A 21,676-nucleotide genomic window follows, 5' to 3' on the forward strand; every position below is an offset into this window, starting at 1 on the left:
GTTTGTGCGGGGGCCTCGCTCTGTGCGGGCCCCGGACAGCACCCGAGAAGACTCGAGCCGGCAAGTGCAGGAGAAGTGATGGAAGAGAAGATCGTCGTCCACGGACCGACCGCTGTGAACGGCACGCTTCCCGTGTACGGAGCCAAGAACAGTGTTCTGAAGCTCATGGCCGCAACTCTGTTGGCCGTGGGGCGCTCCCGCATCACCAACGTCCCGGAGATCCAGGACGTGACCATCATGGCGGAACTGCTCCGTCGGCTGGGTTGCCAGGTCACGTACAACCGCGGTGAGCGGTGGGTTGACATCGACGTTCCGGAGTCGCTGCACCACCAGGCCGACTACGACCTGGTCCGGGCCATGCGCGCGTCGGTCTCCGTCCTGGGGCCGCTGATCGCGCGGTGCAACGCCGCGGAGGTCGCGTTGCCCGGAGGCGATGCCATCGGTACCCGTGGCCTGGACATGCACCGGGCCGGACTCGAGGCGATGGGTGCCCGGTTCCGCACGGAAGCCGGGTACCTCAAGGCCTCCGTGTCGGACCACCTGCGCGGAGCCGAGTACCACCTGTCGTACCCGTCCGTGGGCGCCACGGAGAATCTCATGACTGCTGCCTCCCTGGCGGACGGGGTCACCGTTCTGGAGAACGTGGCCCGGGAGCCGGAGATCGTGGACATCTGCCAGATGTTGGTGGAGATGGGTGCACAGATCGAGGGCATCGGCACCTCACGCCTGACCATCACGGGTGTGGAGTCCCTGCGTCCGGTCGAACACCGAACGGTTCCGGACCGGATCGTGGCGGGAACCTGGGCGTTCGCGGCGGCAATCACCGGTGGGCGTGTGTTCGTCCAGGGTGCCGAGGCCGAGCACCTGAGCATCGTGCTGGACAAGCTGCGGGGTGCCGGATGCGAGATCACGCTGCGTCAGGACGGGTTCGAGGTCCAGGGACCGGAGTGGCCCAAGGCGGTCAACATCTCGACCTTCCCGTATCCGGGGTTTCCCACGGATCTCCAGCCGTTCGCCGTCGCCATGAACGCAGTGGCCGAAGGCTCCGGAATGATCACGGAGAACGTGTTCGAGGCCAGGTGGGGATTCACCGCCGAACTCGAGCGGCTCGGGGCCTACGTGCGACTCGACGGTCACCACGCCTGGCTGGACGGCATGGAGCAGCTCTCCGGGGCTCCGGTCGAGGCCAAGGACATTCGGGCCGGTGCGGCTCTGGTCATTGCGGGCATGCGCGCCGAAGGCGCCACCGAGGTGATCGGCATCGGGCACATCGACCGCGGGTACGAACACTTCGTGGAGAACCTCACCAACGCGGGTGCCACCGTGGAACGGCACCTGGCGGCGCCGCTGTTCTGAGCCCTGAGTGGGCCAGTCCGCAACGGACAGCCGGACTCAGAACAGCCGGGCGTCCTTGTCGTCGACGTCGCGCATGGCGTCGTAGTCCAGGGTCATGCAGTCGATCCCGCGGTCGGTAGCCAGCACCTTGGCCTGCGGTTTGATCTGCTGGGCCGCGAAGATGCCGCGCACCGGGGCCAGACGCGGATCGCGGTTGAGCAGCTCCAGGTACCTGGTCAACTGCTCGACGCCGTCGATGTCCCCGCGACGCTTGAGTTCGATCGCAACCGTGGCACCGTCGGCGTCGCGGGCCAGGATGTCCACGGGACCGATGGCGGTCGGGTACTCCCGGCGGATGAGGGTGGATCCCGTGCCGACCAACTCGATCTGTTCAGCCAACAGACGCTGGAGGTCCGCCTCCACGCCATCCTTGGTCAGTCCGGGGTCCACACCGAGTTCGTGGGAGATTTCCTCGTGCACTTCATGCACTAGGATGCGCAGTTTGTCGTCCGACTTGGTGGCCGAAACGGTCCAGACGTCGGTCACCCCCACGGCGGCCTGGTCCGGGGTCGGGGCCGCCGTGGTCAACCGGGCCGGGGGTGACATCCAGTTCAGGGGCTTGTAGCTGCCGCCGTCGGAGTGCACCAGCACGGAACCGTCAGCCTTGAGAATGAGCAGGCGGCGGGCCAGCGGCAGGTGGGCCGTCAGACGGCCTTCGTAGTCCACGGAGCAGTCAGCGATCACAACACGCACGGCGGACAGTCTCCCACAGGGGACGGGGGTGGTCGTCCCGCGCAACGGGGGAGTCCGACGGCGGTTCTGCCCGCCTCCGGGGACACCATTAGACTCGAGCCCATGAGCATGAACCCGCAGAATCCCGCAGCCCGTGCCCAGCCCGACGACGCCGTTCCCGCCTCGGTCCGAGGGGCCGTGGACCTGGGTGCCGCAGCCACGGTGGGTGGCCACGCCGGGACGAACTCGGCAGCCCCCCAGGCGGGACCGGACGGCTCGACGCCGGGGGACGCGGGGGCGTCGTACCGACGGGACGTGGGGGACATCCAGCAGTTCCAGGAGGTCGCAGAACTTTCCGCCCAGGTGCCCGTGGTTCTGGTTCTGACCGCGAGCTATTCACCCGAATCCACCCAGTTCGCCGATCAGGTCTCGGCGGAGATCGACCGGTTCGACGGGCGGCTTCTGCTGGCGGTGGCGGACATCGAGCGACTGCCCGAAATGGCTCAGGCTCTCCAGGTGCAGTCGGTGCCCACGGTCGTCGCGATGATCGGTGGGCGACCCGTCCCGATCGCCCAGTCCACGGTCCCCGTCGAACAACTGGCGCCCGTGTTCACGGAACTGCTGACGCTGGCCGAACAGAACGGCGTCAACGGTCGCGTCGAACCCACCACGTCCGCCGAGCCGGAACCCCTGCCGCCGCTGCACCAGGAGGCGGTTGACAAGCTGGAAGCGGGGGATCTCGACGGCGCCCAGGCGGCCTACGAACAGGCCATTCGGGAGAACCCGGGGGACAACCAGGCCAAGCTCGCCCTGGCTCAGGTGCAGTTGCTCAAGCGCGTGACCACCATGGACGCCAACGCCGTCCGGAAGGCCGCCGCTGATGACCCGGCAGACGTCACGGCCCAGCTCGACGTGGCGGACCTGGATGTCTCCGGCGGCCACGTGGAGGACGCCTTCCGTCGCCTGCTCGACGTGGTCCGTCGTACCGCGGGTGAGGAACGCGAAACCGTGCGGCAGCGCCTGGTCGAACTCTTCGGCGTGGTGGGGGCGGAGGACCCCCGCGTGGTGTCCGCCCGTTCACAGCTGATGCGCGCCCTGTTCTGAGGCCTTGTCCCGGGGTCCCCCGGGAGGAGGCGCAGGTGACCTCGCGGGGGAGACGGTGCTCCGGTGACGTAGGAGCTCATCCTTTCGACGGGTGGGGTGGTGTGAGCCCGGTCGCTAGCCTGGACGTATGAGCCAAGAGTCGCCTCCTGTCCAGCCCAGCGAACAAGAGTCGCCATCCGGTGCGGCCGCGCCTTACCCCGGATCGGGCGAGGTCCGCACGGGTTTCCTGCCACCGGCCCCCGGTCCTGAGCCCGACCCGCACTCGGCGGTGAGCCTGCGCGGTCTGACCAAGGTCTTCGGCATCGGGACCGCCCAGTCCAAGATCGCGGTGAACCGCCTCAGCCTGGACGTTCCGCACGGGGCCTTCTACGGGCTGGTCGGGCGTAACGGCGCGGGCAAGACCACGGCGCTGTCCATGCTCACCGGACTGCTGCGGCCGACCGAAGGACGCGCCACGGTGTCCGGCATCGACGTCTGGGGTGATCCGCGGGCGGCAAAGATGGCGATGGGCGTGTTGCCGGACGGCATGAATCTCTTCGAGCGCCTCTCCGGCCGCCAGCTGGTCACCTACGCCGGGCTGTTGCGCGGAATGGACCGTGACACGGTGCGGGAACGGACCGAGGACCTGCTGCGCGCCATGGACCTCACCGACGACGGCGGAACGGCCGTCCAGGACTACTCGGCCGGTATGCGGAAGAAGATCATGCTGGCCGCCGCCATGGTGCACGCACCGGGACTGTTGGTGCTCGACGAACCGTTCGAGGCCGTCGACCCCGTCTCCGCGACCAACATCCGCGAACTGCTCCAGGACTATGCGGCCTCCGGCGGCACCGTGATCGTCTCCAGCCACGTCATGGACCTGGTGCAGCGCATGTGCGACCACGTGGCCGTCGTGGACAACGGGCGGTTGCTGGCGGCGGGCACGGTCGAACAGGTCCGGGGTGATTCGTCCCTGGAGGAGACCTTCGTCGACCTGGTCGGTGGACGGACGCACGTGGGAGAGGGGCTGACATGGCTTCGTCCTCGGTGACCAGTCTCGGCCCCGGCACGGCGCCGTCGCCGGGCCGCGCCGCCACACCGTCGCCTGGCCGTGAATCCGCAAACGGACGCGGGCCCGGGACGTTGCGGACGGCACGATTGCTGTTCGGCCTCAAGGCGCGCCTCACCTGGGCCGTACTCACCCGCAGCATCGCCGTGATCGTCGGCGTCGCCCTGGGTGGGCTGTGGGGCCTGTTCATGATGTCACTCGCGGGCATCGCGCTGGTGAGCGTACCGGGCATCCTTCCACCCGAAGGGGTCCGTGCGACGGCGATCCTGGTCGCCGCGGGCGGGACGGTCCTGTGGTGGGTGTTCGCCATCGTGTCCGGCCGGGCGGATGCCACTCTGCACGCGAGCCAGTTCGCGGTGTTTCCGTTGCCGCGGAGGGGAATCGCCACGGGCCAGATCCTGGGTGCCCTGGTCGGAATCGCGGGGCCCCTGACGCTGGTCGCGTTGATTGTCCACGCGTTCGTCTGGCGTCAGGATGCAGCTGCGTTGGTGACGGCCCTCCTCCTGGGCCCCGTCGGTTGGTTCTTCATGGTCCTGGGCAATCGTTGTCTCACGGCACTGGCCGAGAGGATCTCCGCCAAACGGCGGGTGGGGGATGCGATCACCCTGATCTTCCTGGTGTTGCTCATGCTGACCGGGCCGATCCTCACGGGGCTGTTCGCCGGTGTGGACTCCCTGGGCGAACGGTTGTACTCGATCGCCGACGTCGTGGGCTGGACACCGGTGGGTGCCCTGTGGGCAGTTCCCGCGGACGTGGCCGCCGGGAACTGGTTGGCCGCGGCCGCGCGGTTGGCCGTCGTCGTGCTGACGGTGGGCTTGCTGCTGTGGGCGTGGGACGCTGCGCTGCGCAGGTCCCTGGAGCAGGCAACGGGTGCGGTCAATTCCGGTGGGGGACGCAACCGGATCAAGGGAGCGGGACTCTTCGACCGGCTTCCGGCCAAACCGTGGGCGGCCGTGACGGCCCGTACGCTGACCTACTGGCTCAAGGATCCCCGGTACTCGGGTTCGCTCGTGATCATCCCGGTGATGTTCGTGCTGTTCTGGTTCTCCTCCATGAACGGGGCCAACCTCCTGATCTTCGCGGGGCCCTTCGTTGGGTTCCTGATGGCCTATGCCATCTCCGCGGACGTGGCCTACGACCACAAGGCCTTCGCCCTGCACCTGTTGACCGGTGTTCCCGGGTGGGCGGATCGACTGGGGCGGGTGATCGGCATGCTGCTGCCGGGTGTCCCGCTCACCGCGCTCGGTGTGGCTCTGTCGGCAATCTTCACGGATCGGCTGGACCTGCTGCCCGCCCTGGTGGGTGTGGCGACCATGTCTCTGCTGGGCGGTGCCGGGCTGAGTTCCGTGGTCTCGGCCCGGTACACGTACCCGGTGCCGCTGCCGGGCCAGTCGCCGTTCAAGACACCGCAGGGTTTCACCGTGCTGAACGTCCTGGTCCAGTTCGTGGTCTTCGCGGTCATGGTCGTGATGGCGTTGCCCGTGGTCGTACTGCTCATCGTGCAAATGGTCACAGGGGCACCCGGATGGGGATTCGCCGCGCTGGCGGTCGGCGTCGTTCTGGGGCCCCTGCTGTGCGCCGGTGGCGTGTGGTTTGGCGGCAAATGGCTCGACGCGCGGGGCCCCGAGCTGCTGGCCACGGTCTCCACGTATCGGTGAACCGGCATGGCCCGGGTCGCGGCGTCGTCGGGCCCGGCGAGTACACTGGCGCGCATGACTTCCCACGATTCGCACCTGACCGTGGCCGGCCCCTGGCCGTTCTCCCGCAGCACCTCCACGGAGCCCGTGGGCGGCACCTCCACGATCGAACGCGAGGAGACGCGGGAACTGCAGGAGCCGGGCGACCACGAGCGGTTTGCCCACTACGTGCGCAAAGAGAAGATCATGGAGTCGGCGTTGTCCGGGGAGCCCGTGATCGCGTTGTGCGGCAAGGTGTGGGTCCCCGGGCGTGACCCCCAGAAGTTCCCGGTCTGCCCCACCTGCAAGGAAATCTACGACGGGTTGAAGGCACCCAAGGACGGCGGGGACACCCCCTCCAACTGACCGGCCCACCCCGCCCCGTCCCACCCCTGCCGAGTGTCCGAGTTCGGACATTTCCGCCCCCGTTGGGCGACCGTAAACGGACACTCGGCGGGATTGTCATGTGTGAAAGGTTCTGCTTCGCCCGTGTCCGATGAGATGCAACCCACGCTCTTCGGCGGTTCAGCCGCCGAAATGCCTCCGGCATACCCCGAACGAGCGGCGTGGGGCACTGCGGGCAAGTTGCGCGCCTGGCAGGCAGAGGCACTGGAGCGCTACTTCGCCACCCAGCCCCGCGACTACATGGCCGTGGCCACCCCCGGTGCGGGGAAGACCACCTTCGCCCTGCGCCTCGCCCGGGAACTCGTGGACCGCGGTGCGATCAACCGGATCACCGTCGTATGCCCCACCGAGCATCTCAAACGCCAGTGGGCGGATGCCGCCGCGCGGGTGGGCTTGGCCATCGACCCCAATTTCAAGAACGCCGACGGCCAGCACGCCCGGGGCTACATCGGCGTGGCCCTGACCTACGCGCAGGTCGGCATGAAGCCGCTGCTGCACCGGGCCCGGACCGAGCAGGGCCGCACCCTGGTCATCATGGACGAGATCCATCACGCCGGTGACTCCCTGTCCTGGGGCGACGGGCTCCGCGAGGCCTTCGAACCGGCCGCTCGTCGTCTGTCCCTGACGGGTACGCCGTTCCGCTCGGACACGGCACCCATCCCGTTCGTGACCTACCAGGAGGACGCGGACGGCATCCGGCGCTCCAAGGCCGACTACACCTACGGGTACGGGGACGCGCTCAAGGACCACGTGGTCCGCCCCGTGATCTTCATGGCCTACTCCGGGCAGATGCGGTGGCGCACCTCGGCCGGCGAGGAGATGGCCGCGGAACTGGGAGAGGGCTTCACCAAGTCCATCACCGGCCATGCCTGGCGTACCGCGCTGGCCCCGGACGGGCAGTGGATCCCGGCGGTTCTGCAGGGGGCCGACCGTCGACTCTCCGAGGTACGACGCACGGTCCCGGACGCCGGCGCCCTGGTGATCGCCACGGACCACCAGGACGCCAAGGCCTATGCACAACTGCTGGAGAAGCTCACTGGCGAGAAGCCCACGGTGGTGCTTTCCGACGATAAGGAGGCCTCGCGTCGGATCGAGGAGTTCTCCGAAGGCGAGCAGCGCTGGATGGTCGCGGTCCGCATGGTCTCCGAGGGCGTGGACGTTCCGCGTCTGGCGGTCGGGGTCTACGCGACGTCGACCTCCACGCCGCTGTTCTTCGCCCAGGCCGTGGGGCGCTTCGTCCGCGCCCGCAAACGCGGGGAGATCGCCTCCGTATTCCTGCCGTCCGTCCCGGTCCTGATGGGCCATGCCAACTCGATGGAACAGGAGCGCGATCACGCGCTGGACCGCCCCGCACAGGACAGCGGGGAGATCATCGACCTGGCGGAAACCGGATGGGACGACGACGCCCTGGAGGCCGCCAACCGATCCGAACGGGCCTCCTCCGAACTGGCGGACGGCAAGTTCAAGGCCCTGGAGTCCGATGCCTCCTTCCACGGGGTGCTCTTCGACGGCGGTGAGTTCGGTGGTGGTGTGGCGGCCGGTTCGGAGGAGGAGGCGGACTACCTGGGGATCCCTGGCCTGCTGGACGCCGAGCAGGTCACGACCTTGCTGCGGGAGCGGCAGTCCGAGCACGCGCGCAAGCGGTCCAACGGCCAGTCACGTCCGCAGGAGAAGTCGTCCGTCCCCGACCACCGACGGATGAAGGAACTCCGGCAGCAACTGGCCAAGAACGTTTCGGCCTGGTCGGCGCGCACCGGCAAACCGCACGGTGTGATCCACAACGAGCTGCGGAAGGCCTGCGGCGGTCCGGCCGTCGCGCAGGCCACCCAGGAGCAGCTGGAAGCGCGACTGGCCAAGATGCAGAACTGGTTCATCGGCCGCAAGTGAGTCCGGCCGGGTGAGTCGGACCAGCAGATCCGGACCCGCTGACCCGGCCCCCGCCGATCAGTCCCGAACCACCTCGACGCCCGCGTCGGCCATGTCGGTCAGGGCGCGCTCCACCGACTCCGGCGTGATCCCGGCGGTCAACGCGACCAGCACGCGGGTGTCGTACCCGGCGTCGACGGCGTCCAGCGCCGTTGCCTTCACGCAGTGGTCGGTGGCAAGCCCCACGACGTCCACGGAGTCGATCCCCCGTTCCCGCAACCAGTCGTCCAGGCTCTGCGACGGGCCGTCGGTTGCTGCGGATCCCTCCGCCTCGTCCTCGGCGGACTCACCCGTGTTGGCGAATCCTTCGTCGTCGGCGGTCTCCTCCTCGAACACGCCCATGGGCGTGGAGGTGTCCGGGGCGAGGACGCCTTCGAAGCCCGAGTAGGCGGCCTCGTACTCGCCCTTGCGGAACCACGCCTCGACCCGGTCGGTCTCGAAGTCTTCGTGCGGTTCGGCGCCTTCGGTGTCGGCCACGCAGTGCACGGGCCAGGAGTCCACATAGTCCGGAGTCTCGGAGAAATGCGCCCCCGGGTCCACGTGCCAGTCCTGGGTGGCCACCACGGCGGCGTAGTCCCCGTGCCGGTCCTCGATGTGCTCCGAGACGGCAGCGGCCACGGCCGCGCCTCCCTCAACGGCCAGGGAGCCGTTCTCACAGAAGTCGTTCTGGACGTCCACCACGATCAATGCTCTGGACATGTCGGCAATCCTCTCGTCTCCGGGTCGGTTCCGTTGGGTGTTGGCTCGCGTGAGGTCAGGATTCCAGGACCGTCGGGATGACGGGTTCGCCCTCGGACAGCCGCGCGGCCGCCCGGGGGAGTTCGGCCATGGTCTCCGCGTGCCGTCGTTGCGCTCGCAGGACGGCATCCGGCCCGGTCCATCCGTCCAACAGTTCCCCGTCGCGGACGAACGGCTGCATGAGGGGGCGGTCGTCGCCGTCGTCGACGGGGACCGTGTCGATGCCCACGATCTCGTGGGTGGCCACGCCTTGGGCGTTGCGACGACGCAGGGCGGTCTTGCGGCCGCCGATCGACCCCTTGCCCGTGGCCTTCTTCGCCACGGGCTCCAGGTCGCCCGCGGCGTTCTCGCGGGCCACCAGCTTGTAAACCATGGAGGACGTGGGAACCCCGGAGCCGGTGACCAGGCGAGTGCCCACCCCGTAGGAGTCGACCGGTGCCGCAGCCAGGCCCGCGATGGCGTATTCGTCCAGGTCGGAGGTCACGGTGATCTTGGTGTCCGGATTGCCCAGTTCGTCCAACAGTTCCCGGACCCGCACCGCCTGGACGGCCAGGTCACCGGAGTCCAGGCGCACCGCACCGAGTTCCGGCCCGGCCAGCTCCACGGCCTTGCGGACGGCTGCTTCGACGTCGTAGGTGTCCACGAGCAGGGTGGTGCCCAGGCCCTGGGCCTGCAGCTGGGAACGGAAGGCCGACTCTTCGTCGTCGTGGAGCAGGGTGAAGGAGTGTGCCGCCGTCCCGATGGTGGTCACCCCGTACCGGTACCCGGCCTCCAGGTTGGAGGTCCCCGTGAATCCTGCGATCACGGCGGCGCGGGCCGCGGCGACGGCGGCCTGGTCGTGTGCTCGCCGGGAACCCATCTCCAGGCAGGGGCGGCTGCCCGCGGCCGAAGTCATACGCGAGGCCGCGGAGGCGACGGCGGAGTCGTAGTTGAGCACGGAGAGGATGTAGGTCTCCAGCACGCAGGCCTCGGCGAAACTGCCTTCGACGCGCAGCACGGGGGAGTTGGGGAACCAGGCCTCGCCCTCCGCGTATCCGTCGATCTGGCCCGTGAACTCGAACTCGGCCAGCCAATTGGCCGTCGCGGAGTCGATCACTCCCGTGCGTTGCAGGAAGTCCAGGCGAGGTCCTTCGAAACGGAACTCCCGCAGGCCTTCGAGGAACCGTCCCGTTCCGGCGACGATGCCGTAGCGTCGCCCGGCGGAGAGGCGGCGGGAGAAGACCTCGAAGACGCTTCGGCGTTCGGCCGTGCCGTCCCGCAACGCGGCCTGCAGCATGGTCAGTTCGTAGTGGTCCGTGAGCAACGACGTCGGTGCCGGGGTCCAGGTGGAAGTCTGTGCGTTCACACGCGCCACTCTAGTCGGAGGGCCCGTACCATGGAGCAATCATGATCTTCACGAAGCACCCTCCGCACGGTGGCCGATCCGCTCGCGCGGCCCTGCCCCTGTCGGTGTGTTCTACCGCAACCCTGGGGCCCGCCGTGGACGAGCGGACGGAGACCAGCGCATCGGAACAGGTCTCCACGGACACACCGTGGCAGGTCGTGGTGTGGGACGACCCCGTGAATCTGATGAGCTGGGTGACGTGGGTTTTCCGCACCTATTTCGGCTTCCCGCAGTCCAAGGCACACACGCTCATGATGGCCGTCCACACCGACGGGCGAGCCGTCGTGACCTCCGGGACCCTGGAGGAGGCGGAGAAGCACGTGGCTGCTCTGCACGGTTACGGGCTCTGGGCCACGTACGAACGCGCCGGGGGACAGAACGACGGAAACGCCGGTGGAAACCAGGAGGGTCGGCACTGATGGCGCAGCCGTTTCGTTCCACGCCGCCCGGATTGATCGCTCGGTTGGACCCCCAGGAGAGGGGCCTGCTGCGGCGGCTCTTCGAAGACGTCGTCACGATGCTCGAAGGCGATCACACGACCTCGGAGGATCCGCTGGAGCAACTGGTCGGGCTCTCCGGAGACGTCGAGGCTCCCCAGGATCCAGCCCTTCGGAGACTGTTGCCCGAAGGTTCCACCGATCCAGAGCGCGCCGAGGAGTTCCGGCGCTACACCGACCGCAGCCTGCGGGAGGAGAAGGTGGGTGCCCTGCGTCGTGCCGCGATGGCCGTGGAACACGATCCGGTGCAGCTGGAGGGCGACGGGGCCGTGGACTTCTCCCGCGCACTCAATGACGTCCGGTTGGTCCTGGCCACGCGACTGCACGTCGAATCCTCGGACGACGCCCGCAGGATCGAGGAACTCGCCGCGTCCGTGGACGTCAACGACGTCGACGACCCCGAGACCTACATGTCGGTGGTCTACGGATTCGTTTCCTGGCTACTGAATTCATTGGTCGAGGCGATGTTGCTGGACCTGCCGGGGGATCACATCAAGCGGTGATCTGCGTCTCATTCATGAAGTGAGGTGCGTCTCTCGGTTCGAGGGGTCGGTGGAAAGCCGACTACTCTTTGGGGTCTATGCACCCCGATTTGAGCGTTCCGGTCGACGACGACCGCCCCACAGTGCGTCCCGTGGCGGATGCACCCATCGGAGTGTTCGATTCCGGTGTGGGCGGTCTCACCGTGGCGCGAGCGATCATCGATCAGTTGCCCAATGAACGCATCGTCTACGTGGGGGACACCCTCAACGGCCCCTACGGTCCGCTGCCGATCGCGGAGGTCAGGGCCCACGCGTTGCGCATCATGGACGAACTCGTGGACACGGGAGTCAAGCTCCTGGTGATCGCGTGCAACACAGCCTCGGCGGCCGTGCTGCGTGACGCCCGCGAGCGCTACACCCGGACCTACGGGATCCCCGTCGTCGAGGTCATCCAGCCGGCCGTCCGTCGCGCCGTGGCCTCCACCCGCAACGGGCGGGTCGGTGTGATCGCCACACAGGCCACCGTCGGGTCGCGGGCCTACGAGGACACGTTCGCCGCCGCCCCGCAGCTGGAGATCCATTCCGTCGCCTGCCCGCGGTTCGTCCCGTTCGTGGAATCGGGCGTCACCACGGGCCCCGAGGTCCTGGCCACCGCTGAGGAGTACTTGGCTCCGCTGCAGGAGCGCAGCATCGACACCCTGGTCCTGGGCTGTACCCATTACCCGCTCCTGACCGGCGTGATCTCCTACGTCATGGGCGAGGGGGTCACCCTGGTCTCGAGTGCGGAGGAGACCGCCAAGGACGTGTTCCGCGCCCTCATGGGTCACGACCTGGCCCGTTCTGTCCCCGCTGACGAGCCGCACGAATTCCTGGCCACAGGGGACCCCGAACCCTTCGAGGAACTCGCGCGGCGATTCCTGGGCCCGGAGGTGCTGCGGGTGCGGCATGTCGGCTCCGTGGCCGAGCAGTTCCCCACCGGATCGCTGTCCAAGGTCACCCCGGAAATGTTGATGGAGGCCCGCAACGGAGCGCGGCCCGTCCCTTCGACCTCGAAAGGTAACAAGGCATGAACCTCACCGTCATCGGCTGCACCGGCTCGTTCGCGGGCCCCGATTCGCCGGCCTCGAGTTACCTGTTGACGGGCACCGACCACGACGGGCGGGTCTGGCACGTGCTCATGGACATGGGCAACGGTTCCCTCGGTTCCCTGCAGCGCCACATCGACCTGCACGAACTCGACGCCGTGATCATCAGTCACCTCCATCCGGACCACTGCGTGGACCTGGCCGGGCTGCACGTCGCCGTGAAGTGGGACCCCCGCGGGTGGCCCGGTGACCGCATCCCGGTCTGGGCGCCCAAGGGGACTCACGAATACCTCGCGGCGGCCCAGGCCATGGAGGCCGCCCCGGGGATGTCCACGGAGTTCATCTTCAACGCATGGCAGGACGAGGTGCAGGTCCAGATCGGACCGTTCCGCGTGACCCCCTACCGGGTGAACCACCCGGTCGAGGACCCTTATGCCTTGCGGGTCGAATACGACGGCGGCCAGGGCCGCAGCGTGCTGACCTATTCCGGAGACACGGACTCGTGCGAGGGCCTGGTACGGGCGGCCCGCGACGCCGACCTGTTCCTGTGCGAGGCCGCCTACCAGGAAGGCCGCGACGAATACCGCGACGTCCACCTGACCGGTCTGCGCGCGGGTCAGGCAGCCCAGGAAGCTGAAGTGGACGAGTTGATGCTCACCCACATCCCGGTCTGGAACTCCCCGACCAAGGCCGTCATCGAGGCCGCCTCCGCGTACGACGGCCCGATCGCTTTGGCACAGCCCGCCACGACTTTCCGCATCGTCGCCGACTCCGAACGCCTGGCCGGCCGCGCGGTCAACGGCCGCGTGGGTGCTCGCGAGGGCTGATCACCGGCCCGTCCGCGTTGGTGTGAGTCCTGCGCGGGACTATCCTGAGTCGCATGAGCTCCGACGCCTCCGCAGCGAACGCCGCAGTGACCACCGAAACCACGACCCCGTCGGACGTCGTTGGTTCGGCAGCCGGTGATTCCACAGTCGGTGATTCCACGCAGGTCACCGCCGGCACCGGCTTCCGCCGAGCGGACGGCCGCACCGTGGACCAACTGCGTCCCATCACCATCACCCGCGGGTGGTCCCAGCAGGCCGAAGGATCCGCTCTCATCGAGTTCGGCGGAACCCGGGTCCTGTGCACCGCGTCCGTGACCGAAGGGGTCCCGCGCTGGATGCGTGGGGAGGGCCGAGGCTGGGTGACCGCCGAGTACGCCATGTTGCCGCGGGCCACCTCCACCCGCTCGCAGCGCGAATCGGTCAAGGGCAAGATCGGTGGGCGGACCCACGAGATCTCACGGCTGATCGGTCGGTCCCTACGCGCGATCATCGACCTCCAGGCACTCGGGGAGAACACCGTGGTCCTGGACTGCGACGTCCTGCAGGCCGACGGTGGAACCCGTACGGCTGCCATCACGGGCGCCTACGTGGCCCTGGCCGAAGCAATGGTCTGGGCACGCAAGGAGGGACTGGTCAAGGGCCAGCCCCTGGTCGATTCCGTCTCCGCGGTCTCTGTCGGCATCATCGACGGCGTCGCGATGCTGGACCTGCCGTATCCGGAGGACGTACGGGCCGAGACCGACATGAACGTGGTGGTCACCGGGTCCGGGGCCTTCGTCGAGGTCCAGGGCACGGCGGAGGGTGCGCCCTTCGACCGTCAGGAACTGGACAGCCTGCTCGACCTGGCCGTGGCCGGTTGCGCGGAACTGGCGCAGATCCAGCAACAGACACTGGGGGAAACACGAGATGCCTGACCCGGAACCCGACTCACCCGCGAGTCCTCGTCACGATCGGTCCGAGCATGCCGTCGCGGGGGACGGAGACGACCCGTCCCCGGCTCCTGACGGTGCGCGTCTGGTCCTCGCGACGCACAACGTGGGCAAGTTGTCGGAACTTCGGGACATGGTTGCCGCGGCCGCCCCGGAGCTGGACGCCCAGGCAGCCGTCGTCGACGCCGGATCACTCGGCCTGGTGGAGGCCGTCGAGGACGGAACCACGTTCGAGGCCAACGCCCTGATCAAGGCGCGTGCCGCGGCCGCCGCTTCCGGACTTCCGGCCGTGGCAGATGACTCCGGGCTGGCGGTGGACGTGCTCGGCGGCGCTCCCGGGATCTTCTCGGCTCGGTGGTCGGGCACCCATGGGGCGGACAGGGCGAACCTGGAACTGCTGCTGGCTCAGCTGGGGGACATCGCCCCCGAGCACCGCGGTGCCCAGTTCGTGTGCGCGGCAGCACTGGTGACTCCCGACGGGTACGAGCACGTGGAACACGGGATCCTGCGTGGGACGCTACGGACGGAGCCCGCCGGTCAGGGCGGTTTCGGCTACGACCCCGTTCTTCAACCCGACGGGCTCGATCTGAGCTGCGCGGAACTCACGGCGGAGCAGAAGAACGCGATCAGCCATCGTGGCCAGGCCGTTCGTGCCTTGATGCCCCACGTCCTCCACGTGCTTCGAGCGGCGAAACCCGCCGAAGGCTCCGCACCCGCCGGACCGGAGAACCAGCCGTGGTAGCCCAGATGCTCCGCAGGATGATGCCGTTCGCGGACGTCGTGGACGCCGTGCTGGCAGAACTCGGGGAGAAGAGCGACTGCACACGGTGGTCCGTGGTTCCCACCGGTTCCTCCCACCTGGTGGTGGAGATCGACAAACGCATCACCGTGCGGATCGCCAAGAACCCGTCGGCCCGCAAGAACCTGGCGCGCCGAACGGAAGTGCTGCGCCGCTTGCCGGAGTACGACTTCGCCGTTCCCCGCCCGCTGACCAGCACCATTTCGGCCAAGGGCCACACCGCGGTGGGACTGACCTGGGTCCCCGGCTTCCACCGGGGCGCGGGGGTTCCGGCAGCCGGCCTGGGGCGCCTGCTCGAACAGATCTGGGCCACCGACACCTCGGACTTCGACGGCTTCCTGGACCGTCCGGGACAGCACTGGGGAGGCCACAAGCGTCGGCACGTCATGCTGGAGGAGGTCGTCCCCATGCTGCTGCCGCGTAACCGTGAACTGGCACGGGAGGCGATCAACGACCTGGCGCACCTCGAGGTGGTCACACCTCGGTTGGTCCATTCGGACCTGATGAACCACAACATGCTCTGGCAGGGCGACGATCTGTCCGGGGTCATCGACTGGGACCACGCCTGCCTGGGGGATCCGGCGCAGGACGTGGCCACGTTGGCCCTGTGTTTCGGGTGGGACACCCTCGAAAGGGTGGTTCCCCCGGAGATCCTGCAGCGCGCCCGGTTGCACGCCCGGATCATCCCCATGCAGTCCGTGGCCTACACCCTGGTCCAGGAGATGGACACGGCCCAGGTCAATCAGGCGGTTACGCGAGCCGACGAGTGGATCGACACCCGGCTGCGCCAGCTGCTCAAGAACTGACGTTCCATCCCAGTTCGTCGCACCACCGGCGCCCGGCCGCCTGCACGGCCGAACCACCGTGCAGTGCTCGCGCCCACCGTGTCGACACGCCCGGGTCCGGCAGCCCTGCACCGGTGAGGGCACCGGCCACCGACCCGACCGCGTGCGGATTCTCGACGGCGACCTTCGCGCCCGAGTGCAGCGCGTGATCCATGCGGTCAGCTTCCCCACCGTTGCGTTCGGCGACCAGGGCTGCCCAGACCCCGGCGGCCAGGGCCTCGGGAGCCTCATGCTGATCAGTACCCAGCCGTTCGAGCAGCTGCTCGGGGCTCACCGCGCCGTCGGAGGTGTCCAGGGCCGTGCGCAACGCCGCGATCGTGTGTTCCCCGGGACGGGTGACGGTCGGCAGCACCTCCAGCGCGGCTTGCACTCCCGCTCGCACCGGTTCGGTGATGGCGCGCTGTGCAGCGTTGACCGTCGCCTGGATGCTCAACGCATACGCGACGGCGGCCACTTGCGCCTCGGGGTGGCCGTGGGTGATGGCTGCTCCGTTGACGGTCAGCGTGGTCAGGGACTTCCACCCCACGGGGAGCAGACCGAAGGCCACCGACCGGGACATGGCACCCGGCCCCATCGCCCCGGGGACCACCGGACGCTCGACCTCTCCCATGGCTCCCGTGGACAACGCCGCCAGCGTCTGCGCATCGGGCCGCCGCGTCACGGCCAGTGCTGCCTCGGCGTCGATCCAGCGTGGGAGGGGTGACGGGGCGTTGTCGGGCCACGGGTGGTCCTGTGTGCGCAACCAGCGCAGGTACGCCAACCACAGGCAGGCGGTCTCGTCGGCCGGCTGGCCCACATTGGTCCATTCGACGGCTTCCAGCAGGCCGTCCAGCGTGTAGAGGACCAACTGCGTGGTCCCGGACAGGGCCAGCGGTGGGCCGGCCGAAGTATCCGTGGCACCGCTCCCGTCCAAGGCGTCAGCTCCGGCCTCGGCAACGGCGTCGCCCAGGGCGCTACCCAGTAGCACGGCCTGAACACGTTCAGGCAGCGAGTGCGCTGCGGCGGGGTGAGGTGGCAGCCCGACCTCCGGATCCAACAGAGGTTCCGAGGGGTGGCCGGAGGCGTATGGTGCAGGAGTGCCGGTGGACATGCGCACCAGTCTAGGAACTGGACCGACCGGTAGCCCCGCGGCCCCGCTGCGCGTCCCTCCCGGTAGTCTGGGCCCGGTGCCACGCGCCTAGCACGACCGTCGACCGGAAGGAGGGCGATGAGCACGGGAAGCCAGCCCGAAAACACCACGCCCTCCGCGGGTCCCTCCGTGGGTCCCTCGAGCCCTGACCCGGAGCCCAGCGACGCGGTCCCGGCCGAGTCGCCGTCGGCCCCCGTGCGCTCCAGGATTCAGCTCACCGGATCACCCGGTCTGGCCGCGGAGCCGCGGCCCTCGTGGAGCGAGATCCTGTTCGGCGACTTCCGTCGCCTCCAGTCGGTGGTCGGCCGCTGGTACCTGGTGCTCACGCTGCTGGTCCGCCTCCCGAGCGTGGTCATGCCGTTGAGCGTCATGGTGTACGTCGCGGTGGCCTCCGGCTCGGGTTCGTGGGGGGCCTTGTGTGCCGCCGCCATCTATCTCGGACACGCCGTGTCGACCGGAATCACGGGTCTGTACGCACCCTGGAAGTACTACCAGTGGGGGATCCTGGTTCAGACCGTGCTCCAGGTCCTGACGGTGCTCTGGCTGGTGCAGACCCTGGTGGCTCGCGCCCATGACCCCTTCGGTCCCTGGCCCTGGTACCTGTGTCTGTTGGTGGGTGCCGCCTCACCTCAGCTGGGCATTGCCACAAGGCTGCGGTGGCCCTCGATCCTCCGCCACCACCGCGACCAGTCACTCCCGGCCCTGACCATGCGGCACGACGCCGTCATGGACGCTTTGGCCATGGTCCTGGGCGCACTCGTGGCCGGGGTGATCGCCATCATGGCCGGGTCCCTCGTCGGGGTCATGGCCGGCTCCGGGCTCCTGGTGATCTCGACCGCCATGCTGCTGCTGCATCCCACCGCCGGTCTCCCCGTGTGGGGCACAGCCCTGTGGGTGAGCTCGAGCAAGAACCTGAACCGCGCTGAACGTCGTCGTCGGCGTTCACGGCGCATCGTGCGGTTCCTTCCGGTTCTCGGTGGGGGTTGGTTGGGTCTGTTGTGGGGCTCCGTGCAGATCGGCCTTGTCTATTTCGCCGCCAGCATCGACGTCGTCGAGAGCATCGGCGCCCAGTTCGCGGCACTCGGTCTCCTGTCGGCGATCTCCGCGGTGATCACGGCCGGATTCGGTATCCGCCGCCCGTGGAACCTGTGGATCCTGTGCGCCGCCGCGAGTGTCCTGGCCACCATGCTCATGTCGGTTCCCTCGGGACCGTTCAGCATGCTGCTGGTGCTCGCGGTGATCGGGGCCGCCACCGGCCCCACTCTGGTGGCCGTGTTCGGGATCGTGCCCATCATCAGCCCGCGGCGCCTCACGACCGGGCTGAGCGCGATCACGTACGTGCTCATCCAGGTCGGCATGGCCGCGGGCCTGGTGCTGGCGGCGTGGCTGGGGAATTACGGGGGCTACCAGACCGTGGCGCTGCTGCCCGTCATGGCTTCGACCCTCCTGCTGGCCACGGCCTTCCTCTTCATCGACCGACGCCGTCGTGTGGCGCTGGACATGCCGGCCAGTGCACACTGGGCCCCGGGCGGTGACTTCTCGACCTCCGTCGGCATGTGAGTGACAGACCCTCTGCGCACCGGGGACCGACACCGATCGGTGTCGGTCCCCGGTGCGCCTTGCGGGCGTTCGCGGATCAGTGGCCGCGGTCCAACCATTCCTGGACGTGCCCGGCCTCTGAGCCGATCGTCGTCGAGTCGCCGTGCCCGGTGAGCACCACGGTTTCTGGAGCCAGGACCAGAAGGCGCTCGCGGATCGACTCGACGATGGTGGGGAAGTCCGAGTAGGAACGGCCCGTTGCGCCGGGGCCACCCTGGAAGAGGGTGTCACCGGAAAACACCACACCCAGTTCCGGGCTGTGGAAGCACACGGAACCGGGGGAGTGGCCCGGCGTGGACAGAACGGTCAGCCCGATGCCGTCCAGTTCGAAGACCTCCCCGTCGGTCAACTCGTGATCCGGGGCGGTATCGGGATGGACGCTGTCCCAGAGCATCCGATCCGCTGGGTGCAGATGGATCTGACCACCGATGAGCGCTGCGGTGTCCTGCACGGCGCGGATGTGGTCGTCGTGACCGTGGGTCAGGAGGATGCCTTTGACCGTGCGTCCACCGACCGCCTCGGCGACGACGGCCGGGGAGTGGGCGGGATCGATCACAAAGCATTCGTCGTCGTTGCCCACGACCCACACGTTGTTGTCCACGTCCCACGTTCCCCCGTCCAGGGAGAACGTGCCACTGGTGACGCAGTTCTGGACCCGAACGCGGCCGTCGGCCGATTCCTTGGCGATCTCGGTCATCACTGGACCTCCTGGTCGGCGAGGGTGTGCAGATTCTCCAGTTCGACCACCGAGCGCAGGACCTTGCTCTCGCGCATCTTGGTGAAGGCCGGTTCGACGTCGTTGATCGAGATACGTTCGGACACGAACCCGTCCAGGTCCAGGTTCCCCAACCGGTAGTGGTCCACGAACATCGGGAAGTCACGATTGGGCAGGCAGTCGCCGTACCACGCGGACTTGATGGACCCGCCGCGGCCGAACACCTGGTCCAGCGGAATCTCCCACGTGGTCCCCGGATCCGGAACCCCGACCAGGACCATGCGCCCGGCCAGGTCGCGTGCTTCGAAGGCCTGCTGGAAGGTCTTGGCAATGCCCACGGCGTCGATCACCAGATCAGCCCCGTTTCCGTCCGTCAGTTCCTGGATCGCGGCCACCGGGTCCTGGTTGCGTGAGTTCACGAGGTCGGTGGCACCGAATCCCTGCGCGGTGGCAAGCTTTTCGTCGTCCAGGTCCACGGCGATGATGCGCGTGGCTCCGCCCAGCTTGGCCCCGGCGACGGCGGCCGTCCCCACCCCGCCGCAGCCGAAGACGGCCACGGTCTCACCGCGCTTGAGCGCCCCGGTGTTCAACACGGCGCCCAGCCCGGCGGTGACGCCGCAGCCCAGCAGGCCAACGGCCGCGTACTGCGAGGGTTCCAGGTCGCCGTCGATCTTGGTGCACTGCCCGGCGGCCACCAGCGTCTTCTCCGTGAAGGCGCCGATGCCCAGAGCGGGGGTGAGCTCGGTTCCGTCCTGCAATGTCATCTTGGTGCTCGCGTTGTGGGTGGCGAAGCAGTACCAGGGCTCTCCGCGACGGCAGGCCCGGCATTCACCACAAACGGCGCGCCAGTTGAGGATCACCCGATCGCCGACCGCCAGGCCCGTTACGCCCTCGCCCAGCGCGGACACCACGCCCGTGGCCTCGTGCCCCAACAAGAAAGGGAAGTCATCCGAGACACCGCCCACCTGGTAGTGGTGGTCGGTCTGGCACACTCCGCAGGTGAGAACGTCCACCAGCGCCTCACCGGGGCCCGGGTCGGGAACCAGGATCGTCTCGACGACGGCGGGTTCGTTCTTGGCCTTGACGACGACGGCCTTGACCTCATGCATGGATTGACTCCGCTTTCGTGGTTGGCGTGCAGGGTGCCACCATTCTAGGGACACAAAGGACACGGCCAACCGGTCAGCTTCATCAGGAAGCCACCCGGTCGGCCGTGTCCTCGACTCGTGTCCGACGCCCGGTGCGTCAGCGGGTACGGGTCCGCTCGCGTTCCAGGACCTGCTTGGCGTCACCGTCAAAATTGGCGACCTCCGCGCGGCCCTCGGACCCCCCGTCCTTGCCCTGAGAGCGGTAGTCCACGGTCTCGTTGGCCAGGCGGACCTTGCGGCCTTCCTCGACCAGCTTCTCGTGCTTGGTCAATGCCTTGGTCACCGTCTTGACGTCTCTGGGAGGCAGGTGAAGCATCTCCTCGGACGGGATGCCCGCCTCGAGTTCACGGCCACGCTGGATCTCGGCATCGATTTCAGCGCCCATCAGCAGGACGTTGTTGAAGATCCAGATTCCCAACAGGCCCAGGATCACGCCACCGATGACCCCGTATGTCGAGGTCTGGGAGGCGAATTGGGTGGCATAGACGGAGAAGGCCGCGCCGGCCACGATCGCGCCGACAATTGCGAACAGCGCACCCGGGGAGACCCACTTGAACTTGGGCTGCTGGACGTTCGGCGTGAAGTAGTAGAGCACTGCCACGAGCAGGACCAGCAGCAACAGGATCACGGGCCACTTGGCGATGTTCCACACCATCACGCTGGTCTCGCCGAGACCGATCAGGTCACCGACCGATCGAGCGATCCCGCCGGACAGGAGGACCATGAGGAAGACCAGGACCACGCTGACGACGACGAACAAAGTCACCCCCAGCATGGTTGCCTTGTGTTTGACGAACCCGCGGCCTTCGGAGATGTCGTAGACCCGGTTCATGGCGCGGGAGAACGCACCGACGTAGCCCGATGCCGTCCACAGACCGGATGCGACACCGATGATCAATGCGGCCAGGCCGGCTCCGCTCGAGCTGGCGAGGTTACTGATCGTGGGTTCCAGCAGCGTGTTGAGTTCGGCCGGGACCCTGCCGGAGAGGAAGTCCGTAATCGCCTTGGTGGTCTGCTCACCCTGCCCGAAGACACCCAGCAGGGACACCACGGCCAGCAGACCGGGGAAGACGGACAGCACGGTGAAGTAGGTCAAGGACGCTGCCAGGTCCGTGCAGCCGTCCTGCGTGAACTCAGCCAGTGCGCGCTTGAAGACGTACATCCAGGAGCGCTTGGAGACGTCTCCGGGGCTGTTGGGTTTGGACCTGCTCTCCGTGGCGGGTGCCTCCGCCCGCTCGAGGGTTTCGCGAAGGGTGTTCTTGGACACGTCGTC

General features: G+C 68.1%; 21 protein-coding genes. 14 read left to right on the forward strand and 7 right to left on the reverse strand.

Annotation, left to right across the window (positions count from 1 at the left end):
- Window positions 1-78 precede the first annotated feature (78 nt).
- Window positions 79-1,356: a UDP-N-acetylglucosamine 1-carboxyvinyltransferase gene (gene murA / locus GWK18_RS02940; protein ID WP_166833098.1), complete on the forward strand. Its 1,278-nt coding sequence runs from the start codon at window positions 79-81 to the stop codon at window positions 1,354-1,356.
- A gap of 36 nt (window positions 1,357-1,392) precedes the next feature.
- Here the strand turns inward: murA and nucS are convergent, their stop codons facing one another.
- Window positions 1,393-2,088: an endonuclease NucS gene (gene nucS / locus GWK18_RS02945; RefSeq protein WP_123825223.1), complete on the reverse strand. Its 696-nt coding sequence runs from the start codon at window positions 2,086-2,088 to the stop codon at window positions 1,393-1,395.
- A 102-nt stretch (window positions 2,089-2,190) separates the two neighbouring features.
- Here nucS and GWK18_RS02950 point away from each other — a divergent pair, with 102 nt between their 5' ends.
- The 5 genes from GWK18_RS02950 to GWK18_RS02970 all read left to right on the forward strand — a co-directional run bounded on the left by GWK18_RS02950 (window position 2,191) and on the right by GWK18_RS02970 (window position 8,187).
- A complete protein-coding gene (locus GWK18_RS02950) occupies window positions 2,191-3,171 on the forward strand; it encodes a tetratricopeptide repeat protein (protein WP_123825222.1) in 981 nt (326 codons plus the stop codon).
- 127 nt (window positions 3,172-3,298) lie between these two features.
- Complete coding sequence (locus GWK18_RS02955; RefSeq protein WP_166833100.1) at window positions 3,299-4,201, forward strand: ABC transporter ATP-binding protein; 903 nt, start codon at window positions 3,299-3,301, stop codon at window positions 4,199-4,201.
- Window positions 4,183-5,877, forward strand: a complete 1,695-nt coding sequence (locus tag GWK18_RS02960; protein WP_166833103.1) for a hypothetical protein — start codon at window positions 4,183-4,185, stop codon at window positions 5,875-5,877. The genes GWK18_RS02955 and GWK18_RS02960 overlap by 19 nt, the downstream gene beginning before the upstream one ends.
- 54 nt (window positions 5,878-5,931) lie before the next feature.
- Complete coding sequence (locus GWK18_RS02965) at window positions 5,932-6,261, forward strand: DUF3039 domain-containing protein (RefSeq protein WP_233568768.1); 330 nt, start codon at window positions 5,932-5,934, stop codon at window positions 6,259-6,261.
- A 135-nt stretch (window positions 6,262-6,396) separates the two neighbouring features.
- Window positions 6,397-8,187: a DEAD/DEAH box helicase gene (locus GWK18_RS02970; RefSeq protein ID WP_166833196.1), complete on the forward strand. Its 1,791-nt coding sequence runs from the start codon at window positions 6,397-6,399 to the stop codon at window positions 8,185-8,187.
- Window positions 8,188-8,244: 57 nt separating this feature from the next.
- Here the strand turns inward: GWK18_RS02970 and GWK18_RS02975 are convergent, their stop codons facing one another.
- Window positions 8,245-8,925, reverse strand: coding sequence for an isochorismatase family protein (locus tag GWK18_RS02975; RefSeq protein ID WP_166833105.1), 681 nt, complete (start codon window positions 8,923-8,925; stop codon window positions 8,245-8,247).
- 55 nt (window positions 8,926-8,980) lie between these two features.
- Window positions 8,981-10,309, reverse strand: coding sequence for a nicotinate phosphoribosyltransferase (locus GWK18_RS02980; protein WP_166833107.1), 1,329 nt, complete (start codon window positions 10,307-10,309; stop codon window positions 8,981-8,983).
- A gap of 41 nt (window positions 10,310-10,350) precedes the next feature.
- On the opposite strand from GWK18_RS02980, the gene clpS reads away from it, so the two are divergent.
- From clpS to GWK18_RS03015, 7 genes are all read left to right on the forward strand, one after another.
- Window positions 10,351-10,767, forward strand: coding sequence for an ATP-dependent Clp protease adapter ClpS (clpS, locus tag GWK18_RS02985; RefSeq protein ID WP_166833109.1), 417 nt, complete (start codon window positions 10,351-10,353; stop codon window positions 10,765-10,767).
- Window positions 10,767-11,348, forward strand: coding sequence for a DUF2017 domain-containing protein (locus GWK18_RS02990; RefSeq protein WP_166833111.1), 582 nt, complete (start codon window positions 10,767-10,769; stop codon window positions 11,346-11,348). Before clpS ends, GWK18_RS02990 begins: the two co-directional genes overlap by 1 nt.
- A gap of 77 nt (window positions 11,349-11,425) precedes the next feature.
- On the forward strand, window positions 11,426-12,397 hold the full coding sequence (gene murI, locus GWK18_RS02995; protein ID WP_166833113.1) for a glutamate racemase: 972 nt from the start codon (window positions 11,426-11,428) through the stop codon (window positions 12,395-12,397).
- Window positions 12,394-13,239: an MBL fold metallo-hydrolase gene (locus GWK18_RS03000; RefSeq protein ID WP_166833115.1), complete on the forward strand. Its 846-nt coding sequence runs from the start codon at window positions 12,394-12,396 to the stop codon at window positions 13,237-13,239. Before murI ends, GWK18_RS03000 begins: the two co-directional genes overlap by 4 nt.
- 53 nt (window positions 13,240-13,292) lie before the next feature.
- Window positions 13,293-14,153 carry a ribonuclease PH gene (gene rph, locus GWK18_RS03005; RefSeq protein ID WP_123825213.1) on the forward strand — a complete coding sequence of 287 codons (861 nt, stop codon included), beginning with the start codon at window positions 13,293-13,295 and terminating at the stop codon, window positions 14,151-14,153.
- On the forward strand, window positions 14,146-14,910 hold the full coding sequence (rdgB, locus tag GWK18_RS03010) for an RdgB/HAM1 family non-canonical purine NTP pyrophosphatase (protein ID WP_166833117.1): 765 nt from the start codon (window positions 14,146-14,148) through the stop codon (window positions 14,908-14,910). Before rph ends, rdgB begins: the two co-directional genes overlap by 8 nt.
- Entirely contained in the window at window positions 14,904-15,773 is an 870-nt protein-coding gene (locus GWK18_RS03015) for a phosphotransferase (RefSeq protein ID WP_348535814.1), read from the forward strand. The genes rdgB and GWK18_RS03015 overlap by 7 nt, the downstream gene beginning before the upstream one ends.
- Here the strand turns inward: GWK18_RS03015 and GWK18_RS03020 are convergent.
- Complete coding sequence (locus GWK18_RS03020; protein WP_166833119.1) at window positions 15,763-16,902, reverse strand: ADP-ribosylglycohydrolase family protein; 1,140 nt, start codon at window positions 16,900-16,902, stop codon at window positions 15,763-15,765. The genes GWK18_RS03015 and GWK18_RS03020 overlap by 11 nt on opposite strands.
- A gap of 117 nt (window positions 16,903-17,019) precedes the next feature.
- On the opposite strand from GWK18_RS03020, the gene GWK18_RS03025 reads away from it, so the two are divergent.
- Complete coding sequence (locus GWK18_RS03025) at window positions 17,020-18,501, forward strand: MFS transporter (RefSeq protein WP_166833120.1); 1,482 nt, start codon at window positions 17,020-17,022, stop codon at window positions 18,499-18,501.
- Window positions 18,502-18,577: 76 nt separating this feature from the next.
- On the opposite strand, the gene GWK18_RS03030 is transcribed toward GWK18_RS03025, so the two are convergent.
- From GWK18_RS03030 to GWK18_RS03040, 3 genes are all read right to left on the reverse strand, one after another.
- Window positions 18,578-19,237, reverse strand: coding sequence for an MBL fold metallo-hydrolase (locus GWK18_RS03030; RefSeq protein ID WP_166833122.1), 660 nt, complete (start codon window positions 19,235-19,237; stop codon window positions 18,578-18,580).
- The gene (locus GWK18_RS03035) at window positions 19,237-20,364 is read right to left on the reverse strand and encodes an S-(hydroxymethyl)mycothiol dehydrogenase (RefSeq protein WP_123825207.1); all 1,128 of its coding nucleotides are present in this window, start codon (window positions 20,362-20,364) and stop codon (window positions 19,237-19,239) included. Before GWK18_RS03035 ends, GWK18_RS03030 begins: the two co-directional genes overlap by 1 nt.
- A gap of 136 nt (window positions 20,365-20,500) precedes the next feature.
- Window positions 20,501-21,670, reverse strand: a complete 1,170-nt coding sequence (locus tag GWK18_RS03040) for a YihY/virulence factor BrkB family protein (protein WP_348535815.1) — start codon at window positions 21,668-21,670, stop codon at window positions 20,501-20,503.
- Between the last annotated feature and the right edge of the window lie 6 nt (window positions 21,671-21,676).

Source organism: Kocuria sp. JC486, from assembly GCF_011602805.1.
GTDB classification, from domain to species: domain Bacteria; phylum Actinomycetota; class Actinomycetes; order Actinomycetales; family Micrococcaceae; genus Kocuria; species Kocuria soli.